Consider the following 14,670-nt stretch of genomic DNA (forward strand, 5'->3'; position numbering starts at 1 on the left):
TGCGCGTTTTCGCGTATACGGCGGGGCGGCTGAATCGGCGATGGTTCCGAAACGGTTAACGCCGATTTAACGGATGAGTCCTAGCCTGTCTCGGCCGGGGTTACTCGCAAGGCCGAGGTGAGCCCAATGGAAGCCCAGAGAATAGCGGTCGACGCCGTCGTCGCGCTGACCGATTGCGACCGCGACGCCGTCATCGCCTTCATCCGCCGCCTCTACCTCGCCGGCGTCACCGACCCCAAGCGCCTGACCTTCAAGGGCCTGCAGGCGCTGTCGCGGGCTTGATCGCCTCGTTTCGGCCGGTTTGGACCCCAGTCCATCCCCTTGCTCTCCCCGGCGTGATTGCAACCCAGCGGGAATATCTTGCCGCTCCGGCCGGGTCGGCCTACACGACACCCCGGCTGGGTCACTTGGGGATTGGGGAAATGTTGAAACAGCTTTTTGCGCCGCAGCTCGTCATTTTGTACGTGCTTGCGGCTTCGACGATTTACGTCCACTTCCGCGGCAAGGAGCGGCTGCGCTTCGCGCGCCAGCTCGGCGATCACTCGACCTATCTCGCACCTTACAATGTGCTGATGTATGCGGGCTCGGCGGTGCCGAACAAGCCGGTGATCTCGGTCGATCAGTTTCCGGAGCTGAAGCCGTGTGCCTGTTCGATGAAGGTTTTATCCGCGCGGCGGCGAAGAACAACGACTGGGGCTTCTACTCGTTCTTCAAGAGCGGCTGGAAGCGGTTTTACCTGAAATGGTACGACGACTTTCTGCCGTCGGCGAACACGCTGTGCCCGAAGACGGTGGAGCTGCTCAAATCGATCCCGAGCGTGCATGGCGCGATGTTCGCGATACTGCCGCCCGGCGGCAAGCTCGGCGCTCACCGTGATCCCTTCGCCGGCTCTCTGCGCTATCACCTCGGCCTGGTCACGCCGAACTCGAACAAGTGCCGGATCCTCGTCGATGGCGTCGAATGCGTCTGGCGCGATGGCGAGGCCTTCATGTTCGACGAGACCTTCATCCACAGTGCCGAGAATGCGACCGACGTCAACCGCATCATCCTGTTCTGCGACGTCGAGCGCCCGATGAAGTACGGCTTCATGACCGCGATCAACCGCTGGGTCAGCCATCACATCGTCAAGGCGTCGGCGACGCAGAATGTCGATGGTGAGCACGTCGGCGTGCTCAACAAGGTGTTCGGCAAGCTCTACGAAATCCACCTCGCCAGCCGCAAGGTGAAGGAGTGGAACCGCAACGTCTACTACACGCTGAAATACTCGCTGACGGCGCTGATCCTCGGGCTGATCGTGTATTCGGCACTGAATTGAGGCAAATGCACGGGGCGCGGATCAGCGAAGCTTGGTCCGCCATGCCTCATCTCGATCCGCCCTGGCGCGATCGTCTGATCTCGGTCGGCATTGTCTAGTGATGGTGCTTGTGCTTGTGCCCTGCGGAGCCGTCGGGACGCTGATAGCCTCGTAACTCTGCATACCGCTGCATCTGGCTCTGATCGAGCAAGACACCGGTTGATAGGTGGTATTTGAGGTGGCTCTCGCGGAGCTGCCCCTGAGTTTCGGCAATGGCCCCGATGCTGGTCTTGAGCGCTTCCGATGTGATCGCACGGGACGAGAAGAGGTGTACCAGCGCTCTCTCTTGCTCGACGAGCTTGTTACCCAGCGGAACGGCTTCCTGTTTCATGGCATCGAACAGCCGTTGAACCTCGGCGCGCTGATCGGCGGTCAGGTCGAGACGATCACTGAGCTCGAGTACGTGGCTGGGACCGGGATATCCATTGAGCTCCGCAGCAAGAGCCAGGCCCATCCCGCGTCCGGCGCGGAGATCGTCGATTTGTTGCTGTGACAGCGCCTTGATGGGGCGCTTCTCGAGGCCGACATAGGGTTGACTGGACTGTGCGCCGGCCGCGCTGTTGGTGAGGAGGAGGGAGGCTGCGAGCAGAAGGACGCGGTTCATGAATCTGGCTCCCACAAAATGGAGCCGGCCGATGTCGAAGCATCGAACCCGGCTGTGACGTTACCCCTGTAGCGATCGAGTGATCCCGGCGCGCAAATCTTGCTGGATAGTCCGGCCCGTGGCAACAAAGATCGCCGCGATTGAGTTGCCGAATTGGAGCAGGTGATGGCCTCGTTGCCGACCGCGAATGCTGAGATCATGCAGTTCTTCCGCCGATGGCTGGACACCTTCGCGAGTTATGTCCGCGACGTCGATTACGCCTCGGCGAGGCCGCTCATCCATCCCGACGTGCTCGCCTTCGGAACCCATAACGACGTCATCCCCGGCCTCGATCAATGGGTCAAAACCCAATGGGATAACGTTTGGCCGAAGACGACCGACTTCCGCTTCGTCCTCGATCAGGCGTCCGTTCTGGCATCACCGGACGGCATGATGGCAACCGTCGTCGCGCCGTGGACGAGCACGGGCTATCATCCCGATGGCAGCACGTTCGCACGCCCGGGCCGCGCGACGATGGTGTTTTCGAGGAACGGCGATGGCTGGCTGTGCGTGCATTCGCACATGTCGCTCAATCGCGGTGTGCCGCAGGCGAGCCACGCCAATCGGCCGGTGAAGGCCTGGTAGCTCGACCGCGTGCACGATCGACATGCAAAAGGCCCCATTCCGGGGCCTTTTGAGTTCGAGCTGCAGCGAGCCTTACTCCGGCTGGCCGATGCTGACCTTCAGCGTGCCGATGCCGTCGACGCCGCATTCGAGCTTGTCGCCAGGCTGGAGCTGCGACACGCCGGCGGGCGTGCCGGTCATGATGATGTCGCCGGCGGCGAGCTTCACCTGCTGGGAGAGCTGCCAGATGATCTCGGGCACGTTCCAGATCAATTCGGTGAGGTCGCCCTTCTGCGCTTCCTTGCCGTTGACCGTCAGCCAGATCTTGCCCTTGGAAGGATGGCCGATCTTCGAGGCCGGCTGCAGCGCGGAGCAGGGCGCCGAATAGTCGAACGACTTGCCGATCTCCCACGGGCGCTCCTTCTTGCGCGAGGCGAGTTGGAGGTCGCGGCGGGTGAGATCGATGCCGACGGCGTAGCCGTAGACGTGGTCCAGAGCCTTGTCGGCGGGAATGTTCAGTCCACCGCTCTTCATCGCGACGACCAGCTCGACCTCGTGATGCAGATCCTTGGTCAGAGGCGGATAGGGAATGGTGGCGCCGTCGGGCACCAGCATGTCGGCATGCTTGGCGAAGAAGAACGGCGGGGCGCGCTCGTCATTGCCCATCTCGCGAATGTGCTCGAGATAGTTGCGGCCGACGCACCAGATGCGGCGCACCGGATAACGGCCGCTCTCGCCGACGACGGGAAGCGAAGCCTGGGGCGGAAGCGGGATGACGTAGGAGGCGGCGTTCATGCGGGTCTCGCTGCTCTTGAGGTGAAACGAACTCTATGCGGTTGCGCTGATCGGCGCCAGAGCGCCGGCGTCGTGATGTTGCAGGCGGAAGAACGAGGCGTAGCGGCCGCCGCGACGGAGCAGCTCGTCATGGCAGCCCTGCTCGACGATCTCGCCGCCTTCGATCACCAGGATGCTGTCTGCGTGCATGATGGTGTGCAGGCGGTGCGCGATCACGATGGTGGTGCGGTTCTGGCAGAGATGCTCGATCGCCTCCTGCACCTGCCGCTCGGATTCGGAATCGAGGGCTGCGGTGGCTTCGTCCAAGAGGATGATCGGCGCGTTCTTGAGCAGCGCGCGCGCAACCGCAATGCGCTGGCGCTGTCCGCCCGAGAGCTGGGTGCCGTGCTCGCCGACGGGCGTGTCGTAGCCGAGCGGAAAGCCCGTGATGAAGTCGTGCGCGCAAGCCGCCTTCGCCGCCTCGACGATCTCGTCCTCGCTGGCGCCCGGCTTGCCGAAGGCGATGTTGTTGCGAATGGTGTCGCGGAACAGGTAGACGTCCTGGCCGACATAGGCGGTCTGGGCGCGCAACGATTTGCGCGAGACCGACGAGATCGACTGGCCGTCGATCACGATGTCGCCCTGCGTCACCTCGTAGAAGCGCAGGAGCAGCCCCAGCACCGTCGACTTGCCGCCGCCGGAGGGGCCGACCAGCGCAGTCACCTTGCCGGGCTCGGCGACGAAGCTCATGCGGTTGAGCACGGTCTCGCCCGAGCGGTAGGAGAAGCTGACGTCGCGCAGCTCGATGCGGGCATCTTTCAGCTTCAGCGCCGGCTTGTCATCGTCGGACTGCTCGCTCGCGGGGCTGTCGACGACCTCGAGCAGCATGCGGGCGCCGACCAGCTGGCTGTTGAGATCGATGTTGAGCCGGGCCAGCCGCTTGGCCGGCTCGGTCGCCATCAGGAATGCGGTCATGAAGGAGAAGAACGCGCCGGGCGTGGCGTTGAGCGCGACCACGGCATAGCCGCCATACATCAGGCAGCCCGCGACGGCGAAACCGCCCAGCATCTCCATCAGCGGGTTGGAGCGGTTGGCGACGCGGGCCATCTTGTTGGCGTTGCGCTCGACGACCGCGATGTTCTCGTCGATGCGCTTCTGCATGGTCTCTTCGAGCGTGAACGCCTTGACGGTGCGGATGCCCTGCAGCGATTCCTGCATCGTCTCCATGATGTCGGCGGTGCCGGTGAACTGGTTGAAGGCGAGGCCCTTGATGCGCTTGACCAGCTTGCGCAGCACCAGCATCGCCGGCGGCACCGCGACGAGGCCGATGAAGGACATCAGCGGGTCCTGCCAGACCATCACCCCGATCATGGCGAGCAGCATCAAGAGATCGCGCCCGATGGCGTTGACCAGCATGTTGAGCACGTCGGTGATCGACTTGGCGCCGGCGGTCAGCCGCGCGAGGAATTCAGAGGAGTGCCGCTCGGAGAAGAAGCCGACGCTTTCGCGCATCAATTTTGCGAACAGCTGGCGCTGGTTGGTGGCGAGGATCGCGTTGCTGATCTTGGTCAGGATCACCATGTGGCCGTAGGTTGCCACACCCTTGACGAACAGCAGAGCGACCGTGATGGCCGAGAACATCGCGATGCCCGGGATGTTCTTGTCGACATAGGCCTGGTTGATGACCTGGCCGAGGACGTAGGTCGCAGCAGCGGTCGAACCGGCCGCGAGCGCCATCAGCGCGAAGGCGACGAGGTAGCGTCGCCAGTAGACGATTCCCTGTTCCGTGATCAGGCGGCGAATCAGGACCGCTGCCGCGTAGGGATCGTCGGTGATTTTCTTTGGAAACTGGGCCATCCGGTGTCCATTGACGGCGCAGGACAAAGCCTGCCCGCGCGTCAGGGATCGATGGGCCTCTGTGCCCGGTCAAGCCGGGTTTTTCAAGCCCAATTAAGGGCTTGCGCTTGGGATGATTCTAGGCCGAGACGGCGTGGCGAAGCTCACCGTGGCGCTCGCGGAACAGCTTGTCCTCCCAGGCCAGCGCATGGGCTGCGATGGTCTCGAGGTCGTCGTATTGCGGGCGCCAGTCGAGCAGGCTGCGGATGCGGCTGGTGTCGGCGACCATGGTCATGATGTCGCCGGGCCGGCGCGGGGCGTATTGCACGGCGAAGCTGCGGCCCGAAACCCGGCGCACCGCGTCGATGGTCTCCAGCACCGAATAGCCGCGGCCATAGCCGCAATTCAGTGTGGTCGAGGCGCCGCCGTTGCGCAGATAAGCAAGGGCCGAGCGATGCGCCTGCGACAGGTCGGTGACGTGGATGAAGTCGCGGATGCAGCTGCCGTCCGGGGTCGGATAGTCGGTGCCGAACACGTCGATCTTGGCGCGCTGGCCGGTGGCGGCTTCAACCGCGATCTTGAGCAGGTGCGTGGCGCCGACGGTGGCTAGCCCGATGCGCGCCTGCGGATCGGCGCCGGCGACGTTGAAATAACGCAAGGTCACGTATTGCATGCCGTAGGCGGCAGCGACGTCGTGCAGCATGATCTCGGTCATCAGCTTCGAGGAGCCGTAAGGCGACAGCGGCCGCGTCGGCGCGTGCTCGGGCACCGGCACCTGGTCCGGATTGCCGTAGACCGCGGCGGTCGAGGAAAAGATGAAGCGGCCAATGCCGCGCTTGACCGCGACGTTGAGCAGGTTGCGCGCGGTGGTGAAGTTGTTGCGGTAATAGCCGAGCGGATCGCGCATCGAATCCGGCACGACGACCGAGCCTGCGAAATGGATGATGCTCTCGATGTCGTGCTGGGCGATCACGCCTTCGAGCAGGTTCTCGTCGCCGGCATCGCCGATGAACAGCGGCACGCCTTCGGGCAGGTAGGCCGAGAAGCCGGTGGAGAGATCGTCGATCACGACGACGTCCTCGCCGGCTTCCGCCAGCGCCAGGACCGTGTGACTTCCGATATAGCCGGCGCCGCCGGTGACTAGCACAGTCATGATCTCACCCGTCTTCGATCAACGCGCAAGGCTAGCGCTTGCGTGGTGAAGAGGGGGTATCGGCGGTGCTGAACTGGTCACTATGCTTAATGTTGCGTATAGGGACTTTGCGAAACGGAGTGTGACGTGGCGAATTCCCCCGGCGATCTCGAAGTGATCGTGCCAAATCTGCACAGGCGCTATTCCGGGGTCACCGCGACCAACCGGATGGTGGCGCCGCGGCTGGCGAAACTGTACCGCGCCGCCTGGTTCGGATCCGACGCGCCGGCGGGGATCGCGCGCCTGAGCATCGGAGATTTCCTCAAGCTCTGGCGCCGCAAGCGGCCGATGATCTGGCATGCGCGCCGCAACAACGAGATGATCGCGGGCGTTGGCTTGCGCGCGCTCGGCTGGCCGCTCAAGCTCGTGTTCACCTCGGCGGCGCAGCGGCATCACAGCTGGATCACGCGCTGGCTGATCCGGCGCATGGACGCGATCATCGCAACAACAGATCTCTCGGCCTCGTTCCTGAAGGTGAAGGCGACGGTGATCCCGCATGGTGTCGACACCGACGTCTATGCGCCGCCGCAGGACCGCGCCGCGGCCTTTGCCGAAAGCGGCCTGCCGGGCCGCTATGCCATCGGTTGCTTCGGCCGCGTGCGGGCGCAGAAGGGCACCGATCTGTTCGTCGATGCGATGTGCCGCTTGCTGCCGCACTATCCGGATTTCACTGCTGTCATCGTCGGACAGGTCACGGCCGAGCAGACGCCCTTTGCCAACGACCTGAAGAAGCGCATCGAGGCAGCCGGCCTGCAATCCCGCATCGTCATCACCGGCGAGCTGCCGATCGAAGCGGTGCAGCGCTGGTATCAGCGGCTGACGATCTACGCCTTCACCTCGCGCAACGAAGGCTTTGGGCTGACGCTGATCGAGGCGATGGCGGCGGGGAGCGCGCTGGTTGCCGCACGCGCCGGCGCGGCCGAGCTCGTCGTCGAGGATGGTGTCACCGGCGTGCTGATCCCGACGGGCGACGCCGACGCGCTCGCAGCAGCGCTCGAGCCATTGATGCGCGAGGTGGCTGCGGCAACCGCGATGGGCGAGCGCGGGCGGGCGCGGGTGCTAGAGAACTTCAGCCTCGATGCCGAAGCGGCGCGGATCGGCGCGGTCTATCGGCCGCTGCTCTGAGGCCGTTTTCGCCTGTCGCAAACAAAACCGCGAAAACAACCCCATGCACAGTAGCCGGGGTCAGCAAAATCAAGGAGTTGGCGGAGGGTTCGAGAGATTGCGGATTTTTCGAACGAATTTTGACTCGTCGGGCAAAACAGTGGCAGGATGTCATCATCGGCGCGAGCCGCGATCGCCTTAGATCTAAGTCCGCGCCCCAGCCTCCCCCAGCACCCTCTCTGCAATCCCCACCACCTCGCTCGCCGCAATATTCCGCATGCAGCGGTGATCGTTGATCTTGCAGACCGTGCTCTGGCAGGGCTGGCAGGACAGCTTTTCCTTGTCCTGCACCAGCGTCGCGGCGAGGCCGTTCAACGGGGCCCAGAGGTAGGGGCTGGTGGGACCGAAGATGCCCATGGTCGGCGTGCCCAGGGCGGCTGCGATGTGCATCAGACCGGAATCGTTCGAGATCGCAACGCCGGCCGCCGCCATGGCGAGGACGCCGTTGCGCAAGTCCGTGCCGGTGAGATTGCGGACGCCCGGGCCGCCGGCGGCGACGATCTCCTGGGCGAGGCCCTTTTCAGCGGGGCCGCCGACCACCCAGACCTCGAGGCCGCGCTCGACCAGCAGGCGGGCGGCTTCCGGATAATTGGTCCAGCGCTTGGAGACGCCGACCGAGCCCGGGGCGAGCGCCACCGCAGCGCCGGCGCCGAGACCATTGGCCTCGCGCCAGCGGGCGATCTCCTCGGTCGGGACGCGCAGTTGCGGCACCGGCCATTCCGCCGGCAGGGGCGCGCCGTCGGGCTGGGCGAGGGCGGCGTTCTTGTCGATGAAGCGGGGCAGCTTCTTTTCACCCCAGCGCCAGCGGTTGAGCAGGCCGAACCGGAACTCGCCGACGAAGCCGACCCGTTCAGGAATACCGGCCAGTGCCGGCGCGATGGCCGCCTTCCAGGTCCGGGGCAGCACCAGGGCGGTGCCGTAGTTCTGTTTCCGCAGCAGCCCTGCCAGGCCGAACTGGCGGGCGATGGCCAACCGGCTGCGCGGCATGTCCCAGACGATGCCGGCGCGCACCCCGGGCATGTAGTCCACCAGCGGGGCGCACAGGGAGGTGGTGAGGAGGTCGACGGGCCGGTTCGGCCAGCGCTCCTTCAGGACCCGCACGACGGTGTGATTCCGCACGAAATCGCCGATCCACATGTAGGGGACGATCAGGATCGGGCGTGTGTCGCTCCGGTCTCCATCACTACCAAGTTGCGAATCAATATTCATTCGTTATGAGGGCCGAACACGTGCCGATATGGCGGCTCGGTTAGCCGCTCCGGGCCGGCAGGTAAAGGCGGCAGAAGAGCAATCCCAAAACAGCTTACACTTTGGCGGATCATGCGCTAGGGCAGGATCGGGCACCTAAAATCGGGCAGGTAGGTGGAATGTTGCTGGTGACCGGCGGGGCCGGTTTTATCGGATCGAATGTCGTGGCCGCGCTGAACGAGGCCGGTCGCAGCGACGTCGTGATCTGCGATCTCCTCGGAACAGAAGGCAAATGGCGCAACCTCGCCAAGCGGCAGCTTGTGGATATCGTTCCCCCGACCGAGCTGATGGACTGGCTGAAGGGCCGCAAGCTGGAGGCTATGATCCATCTTGGGGCGATTTCCGCGACTACGGCGACCGACGGTGATCTCGTCGTCGAGACCAATTTCCGCCTGTCGATGCGCCTTCTGGACTGGTGCACGATGAATGCGGTGCCGTTCATCTACGCGTCCTCGGCGGCGACCTATGGCGACGGCACGGAAGGCTTCGACGACGATTCTTCGCTGCCGGCGCTGAAGAAGTTGCGGCCGATGAATCTCTACGGCTGGAGCAAGCACCTGTTTGATCTCGCTGTCGCCGAACGTGTGGCGCGCGGCGATCGGCTCCCGCCCCAATGGGCCGGCCTGAAATTCTTCAACGTGTTCGGGCCGAACGAATATCACAAAGGCTCGATGATGAGCGTGCTGGCGCGGCGCTTCGACGACGTCAGGGCAGGCCGCGTCGTGCAGCTGTTCAAGTCGCATCGCGAGGGCATCGAGGACGGCGATCAGCGTCGCGATTTCATCTATGTCGACGATGTCGTGCGCGTGGTCCTTTGGCTGCTCGCGACGCCGTCGGTGTCCGGCCTGTTCAACGTCGGCACCGGCAAGGCCCGCAGCTTCAAGGACATCATGCTGGCTGCCTATGCGGCGCTCGGCGCCAGGCCCAACATCGAATACATCGACATGCCCGAGCAGATCCGGGACAGCTACCAGTATTTCACCCAGAGCGAGGTCGATCGTCTGCTCCGCGCCGGCTATAACGGCGGCTTCACGACGCTCGAGGACGCGGTGAAGGCCTATGTCGGGGATTATCTCGACCGGCCCGACCGCTTTCGCTGAGGCCCTTTCGACCATGCCGACGCCCATTCTCGATTTCGATGCCCTCGCGCAAGCCATCTCAGGCCGTACGGTGCTGTGCATCGGCGACATCATGCTGGACGAGTTCGTCTACGGCGAGGTGTCGCGGATCTCGCCGGAAGCGCCGGCGCCCGTCATCGCCGCCCAGCGCAGCGAGATCCACGTCGGCGGCGCCGGCAACGTCGCGCGCAACGTCGCTTCGCTCGGCGCGCGCTGCATCTTCGTAGGCCTCGTCGGCGAGGACGACGCCGGTACGCGGCTCGAGGCCGCGCTCAATGATCAAGCCGGCATCGAGAGCGTGCTGGTGCGCGACGCCTCGCGGCCGACCACGCGAAAGGTCCGCTTCGTCTCCGAACATTTTTCCACGCATATGCTGCGCGCGGATTGGGAGCAGGCGCTGGCTGCGTCCGACGAGGTCGAAACGAAGGTGATCGACGCGATCCTGCCGCAGATCGCGCGCGCCGATATCGTGCTGCTGTCCGACTATGCCAAGGGCGTGCTGACGGCGCGCGTGATCCGCCACACCATCGATGCCGCGCGCAAGCTCGGCAAGCCCGTCATCGTCGATCCCAAGAGCCTGAACTGGGCGATCTATCGCGGCGCCACGCTGCTCACCCCCAACCGCAAGGAATTCTCGGAAGCGACCCGCAGCCGCGCCGACACGGTGCAGAGCATCGTCGAGGCCAGCGAGGATGTGATGCGGCTCGCCGACTGCGAGGCGATCCTAGTCACCCAGGGCGAGCACGGCATGACCTTGGTGCCGCGGAATGGCGGGGCCGTCCACGTGCCGGCCGTCACGGTGAAGGTGCGCGACGTCTCCGGCGCCGGTGACACCGTCGCCGCTGCGGTTGCGGTGTCGCTCGCGGCCGGCGCGGACTGGGACACGGCACTGCGCATGGCCAACGCCGCCGCCGCCGTCGCGGTCGGCAAGCAGGGCACCGCCAGCGTCAGCGCGGCCGAGCTGCGACGCAAGATCCTGCCGCATGCAACGCTCGCCGCCGAGGAGAAGATCGTGCTCGATCCGGCCGCACTCGACGCGCAGGTTGCCGAATGGAACAGGCAGGGCCTGCGCGTCGGCTTCACCAACGGCTGTTTCGACATTCTCCATCCCGGCCACGTCAAGGTGCTGACCGCGGCGCGCGCCGCCTGCGATCGCCTGATCGTGGGGCTCAACAGCGACGCCTCGGTGCGGCGCCTGAAGGGTGCCGATCGTCCGGTCCAGGACGAGCGCGCGCGTGCCGAGGTGCTCGCCGCACTGGAGGCCGTCGATCTCGTCGTCATCTTCACGGAGGACACGCCGATCGACCTGATCACCAGGATCAAGCCCGGCGTGCTGGTGAAGGGCGGCGACTACACACGCGAACAGGTCGTCGGCCATGAGGTGGTCGAGGCCGCGGGCGGGGCAGTCGTGCTGGTCGACATCCTCCAGGGCTTCAGCACGACGGCGCTGGTTCATCGCGCCCGGGGAGGGGGCAAGTGACGGCGCTCGCACGCGAGACCCCCGGCCAGATGTTGCGGCGGCGCCTGCGCAGTCCGGCGGCCTGGCGTGAAACGGTCGATCTGTTTGCGATCCTGACCGCGGCCTCGCTGCCCTGGTCGACCTCGCTTGCGGGGATCTTCAACGCGCTGATGCTGCTCTGCATGGTGCCGTTCCTCGATCTACGCGACTTCCTGCAGTCCCTGAAGCGTCCGATCTGCATTGCGCCGATCGCGCTCGTCTTTCTCGCGCTGCTGGGGACGCTATGGTCGGACGCGGCCTGGGGTGCGCGCCTCTACGCGGTCAATCCGACCGTCAAGCTGCTCGTGCTGCCGGTCCTGCTCTATCATTTCGAGCGCTCACCGCGCGGCCGGTGGGTCTTCGTCGCCTTCCTGGTGTCTTGCGCCTTGTTGTCGGTGATGTCCTGGCTGGTCGCCTTTTACCCGAACCTCGCGCTCAAGACCGACCCGCCCGAACGCGGCATCTTCGTCAAGAACTACATCGACCAGAGCCAGGAATTCGCGCTTTGCGCGGTTGCGCTGGCCTATCCGATCGTGATGCTGTTGCGCGAGAAGCGGTACTGGTTCGCCGCGCTGCTGACGGCGCTGGCGCTGAGCTTCTTCATCAACATGACCTTCGTGGTGGTGTCGCGCACCGCGCTCGTCACCATTCCGATCATGTTCGGCGTGTTTGCACTGCTTCACCTCAAATGGCGCAGCACCGCCATCATCTCCGGCGCGCTGCTCGTCGGCGCCGTTCTCGCCTGGCAGGCCTCGCCGCAATTGCGCCACACCGCCGAGAGGTTTACCACCGATTACACCGGCTATGTGGAACGGGGCGAGGCAACCTCCATGGGCATGCGGCTCGAGTTCTGGCGGAAGTCGTTCGGCTTCTTCGCGGAGGCGCCGGTCCTGGGGCACGGCACCGGTTCGACCCGCGGGTTGTTCGAACGCGTCGCTACGCCCGCCGGTCAGCGGCGGGCGTCGGCCGAGGTGGTCGGCAACCCGCACAACCAGACGCTGAACGTTGCGGTGCAATGGGGCGCGATCGGCGTCGCCATTCTCTACGCGATCTGGATACTGCATCTCCGGTTGTTTCGCGGCGACGGGCTTGCCAACTGGATCGGGCTGCTGGTGGTGGTGCAGAACGTCTTCACCTCGCTGTTCAACTCGCATTTGTTCGACTTCCACGAGGGCTGGATGTACGTCATTGGCGTCGGCGTCGCCGGCGGAATGGTGATCCGGGAACAACAGCTCGGGGCTAAGATGAGGGAAGCCGGTTCCTGAGGGGCCACGCGGCTGGCAAGACTTGTCGAGATGGGCTATCAGCGCGGTCAAGTTGCATTTAACTGGGTTTTCATCGGTCGGCGGATGACGCGACTTTCGCATCTCACCTCGCGCAATTTCCTGATCGCGCTCCACGACCTGCTGGCGACCACGGCGGCGCTTTTTGCCGCCTTCTATCTGCGATTCGAGGGTGGCGACGATTTCTACGCTCGATTGCCGCTGCTGTTCCAGATCCTGCCCTACTTCCTCGCCTTCAGCGTGGTCGTGTTCTTCCTCTGCAATCTGACCACGACGAAATGGCGTTTCATCTCGCTGCCTGACGCGCTGAACATCATTCGCGCGGCGACCGTGCTCACGGTTGCGCTGCTCGTGCTCGACTACATCCTCGTTGCCCCCAACGTTCGCGGCGCCTTCTTTCTCGGCAAGGTGACGATTGTCCTCTACTGGTTTCTCGAGATCTTCTTCCTCAGCGCGCTGCGCATGGCGTACCGCTACTTCCGCTACACGCGGGTGCGGCGTCACGCGAGGGGCGGGGAAGCCGCGCCGACGCTGCTGATCGGCCGCGCCGCGGATGCCGAAGTGCTGCTGCGCGGCATCGAGAGCGGAGCGATCAAGCGCATTTGGCCGATCGGCGTCTTGTCACCATCGCCTGCCGATCGGGGCCAGCTCATTCGCAACGTGCCGGTGCTGGGCGGCATCGACGACGTCGAGGATGTGATCTCGGATTTCGCCAAGCGCGACAAGCCCATCGCGCGCCTCATCATGACACCATCGGCTTTCGAGCCGGAGTCGCATCCGGAATCGATCCTGATGCGGGCGCGCAAACTGGGTGTGATCGTGAGCCGGATGCCCTCGCTGGAGAGCGGCGATACGCCAAGGCTCACGGCGGTTGCGGTCGAGGACCTCCTGCTGCGTCCGAGCGAGAAGATCGACTATGCGCGCCTGGAGGCCTTGATCAGGAGCAAGGCCGTGATCGTCACCGGCGGCGGCGGCTCGATCGGATCCGAGATCTGCGAGCGTGTGGTCGCCTTCGGCGCGGCACGTCTCTTGATCGTGGAAAATTCCGAGCCGGCTCTCTACGCGGTCACCGAGGCGCTGGCCGCGCGTGGTGCCACCGCACAGATCGAAGGCCGGATTGCCGACATTCGCGACCGCGAGCGCGTCATGCGCCTGATGGCCGAGTTCAAGCCCGACATCGTCTTCCATGCCGCGGCGCTCAAGCACGTGCCGATCCTCGAGCGCGATTGGAGCGAGGGCGTCAAAACCAACATCTTCGGTTCAATCAACGTCGCGGACGCCGCCGTTGCCGCCGGCGCCGAGGCGATGGTGATGATCTCTACCGACAAGGCAATCGAGCCGGTGTCGATGCTCGGCCTCACCAAGCGCTTTGCCGAAATGTACTGCCAGGCGCTCGATCGCGACCTCGCAGCCGGAGCGAACGGCAGCAAGCCGCCGATGCGGCTGATCTCGGTCCGGTTTGGCAACGTGCTGGCCTCGAACGGGTCGGTGGTGCCGAAGTTCAAGGCCCAGATCGAGGCCGGCGGGCCGGTGACGGTAACTCATCCCGACATGGTCCGTTACTTCATGACCATCCGCGAGGCCTGCGATCTCGTCATCACCGCGGCGACGCATGCGCTTGGGACGCAGCGTCCCGACGTCTCGGTCTACGTGCTCAACATGGGCCAGCCGGTGAAGATCGTCGATCTCGCCGAGCGCATGATCCGCCTGTCCGGGCTGCAGCCGGGCTACGACATCGAGATCGTGTTCACCGGCATGCGGCCGGGCGAGCGCCTGCACGAGATCCTGTTTGCCTCGGAGGAGCCGACCCGCGAGATCGGCGTGCCCGGCATCATGGCCGCGCAGCCGAACGAGCCGCCGATGCAGACGCTGCGCAAATGGAATGCGGCGCTTGAGCAGGCGATCGCGCGCGACGATCGCGCCACCATCAGGACCATCCTGAAGGATGCCGTGCCGGAATTTGGATCCACGGCGGCCTGACCATTGTTGCGCAATC

12 protein-coding genes and 1 pseudogene are annotated in these 14,670 nt (G+C 64.8%); 8 read left to right on the forward strand and 5 right to left on the reverse strand.

The annotated features are described in order from the left end of the window. Positions 1–126: 126 nt before the first annotated feature. Complete coding sequence (locus ABIA40_RS05225) at positions 127–282, forward strand: hypothetical protein (RefSeq protein ID WP_007612486.1); 156 nt, start codon at positions 127–129, stop codon at positions 280–282. Between the two features lie 140 nt (positions 283–422). After that, positions 423–1,315 (forward strand): annotated as a pseudogene (locus tag ABIA40_RS05230) (aspartyl/asparaginyl beta-hydroxylase domain-containing protein). Between the two features lie 94 nt (positions 1,316–1,409). On the opposite strand, the gene ABIA40_RS05235 reads toward ABIA40_RS05230, so the two are convergent. Continuing rightward, on the reverse strand, positions 1,410–1,958 hold the full coding sequence (locus ABIA40_RS05235; protein WP_404539614.1) for a hypothetical protein: 549 nt from the start codon (positions 1,956–1,958) through the stop codon (positions 1,410–1,412). Between the two features lie 165 nt (positions 1,959–2,123). On the opposite strand from ABIA40_RS05235, the gene ABIA40_RS05240 reads away from it, so the two are divergent. Beyond that, the gene (locus ABIA40_RS05240) at positions 2,124–2,582 is read left to right on the forward strand and encodes a YybH family protein (RefSeq protein ID WP_404539617.1); all 459 of its coding nucleotides are present in this window, start codon (positions 2,124–2,126) and stop codon (positions 2,580–2,582) included. A gap of 72 nt (positions 2,583–2,654) precedes the next feature. Here the strand turns inward: ABIA40_RS05240 and ABIA40_RS05245 are convergent, their stop codons facing one another. The 3 genes from ABIA40_RS05245 to galE form a co-directional block, all read right to left on the reverse strand. Next, entirely contained in the window at positions 2,655–3,356 is a 702-nt protein-coding gene (locus ABIA40_RS05245) for a fumarylacetoacetate hydrolase family protein (protein ID WP_157288072.1), read from the reverse strand. 33 nt (positions 3,357–3,389) lie between these two features. Then, positions 3,390–5,192: an ABC transporter ATP-binding protein gene (locus ABIA40_RS05250; RefSeq protein ID WP_404539620.1), complete on the reverse strand. Its 1,803-nt coding sequence runs from the start codon at positions 5,190–5,192 to the stop codon at positions 3,390–3,392. 118 nt (positions 5,193–5,310) lie between these two features. Continuing rightward, the gene (galE, locus tag ABIA40_RS05255) at positions 5,311–6,324 is read right to left on the reverse strand and encodes a UDP-glucose 4-epimerase GalE (RefSeq protein WP_275514412.1); all 1,014 of its coding nucleotides are present in this window, start codon (positions 6,322–6,324) and stop codon (positions 5,311–5,313) included. A 126-nt stretch (positions 6,325–6,450) separates the two neighbouring features. Here galE and ABIA40_RS05260 point away from each other — a divergent pair, with 126 nt between their 5' ends. Further along, positions 6,451–7,488 (forward strand): glycosyltransferase family 4 protein, encoded by a 1,038-nt coding sequence (locus tag ABIA40_RS05260; RefSeq protein WP_404539624.1) that lies wholly within the window; start codon positions 6,451–6,453, stop codon positions 7,486–7,488. Between the two features lie 183 nt (positions 7,489–7,671). Here the strand turns inward: ABIA40_RS05260 and waaF are convergent, their stop codons facing one another. Further along, positions 7,672–8,736, reverse strand: a complete 1,065-nt coding sequence (waaF, locus tag ABIA40_RS05265; protein WP_404539626.1) for a lipopolysaccharide heptosyltransferase II — start codon at positions 8,734–8,736, stop codon at positions 7,672–7,674. 158 nt (positions 8,737–8,894) lie between these two features. Between waaF and rfaD the strand changes: the two genes are divergently transcribed. The 4 genes from rfaD (at position 8,895) to ABIA40_RS05285 (ending at position 14,654) form a co-directional block, all read left to right on the forward strand. Further along, positions 8,895–9,875, forward strand: coding sequence for an ADP-glyceromanno-heptose 6-epimerase (gene rfaD / locus ABIA40_RS05270; protein WP_404539629.1), 981 nt, complete (start codon positions 8,895–8,897; stop codon positions 9,873–9,875). Between the two features lie 13 nt (positions 9,876–9,888). Beyond that, positions 9,889–11,373 carry a D-glycero-beta-D-manno-heptose-7-phosphate kinase gene (gene rfaE1 / locus ABIA40_RS05275; protein WP_275511954.1) on the forward strand — a complete coding sequence of 495 codons (1,485 nt, stop codon included), beginning with the start codon at positions 9,889–9,891 and terminating at the stop codon, positions 11,371–11,373. Continuing rightward, the gene (locus tag ABIA40_RS05280; protein ID WP_404539633.1) at positions 11,370–12,656 is read left to right on the forward strand and encodes an O-antigen ligase family protein; all 1,287 of its coding nucleotides are present in this window, start codon (positions 11,370–11,372) and stop codon (positions 12,654–12,656) included. Before rfaE1 ends, ABIA40_RS05280 begins: the two co-directional genes overlap by 4 nt. Positions 12,657–12,740: 84 nt before the next feature. Beyond that, complete coding sequence (locus ABIA40_RS05285; protein WP_198400047.1) at positions 12,741–14,654, forward strand: SDR family NAD(P)-dependent oxidoreductase; 1,914 nt, start codon at positions 12,741–12,743, stop codon at positions 14,652–14,654. Positions 14,655–14,670: the final 16 nt, after the last annotated feature.

Origin of the sequence: Bradyrhizobium sp. USDA 223, assembly GCF_044909005.1 — a bacterium.
Lineage (GTDB): Bacteria > Pseudomonadota > Alphaproteobacteria > Rhizobiales > Xanthobacteraceae > Bradyrhizobium > Bradyrhizobium yuanmingense.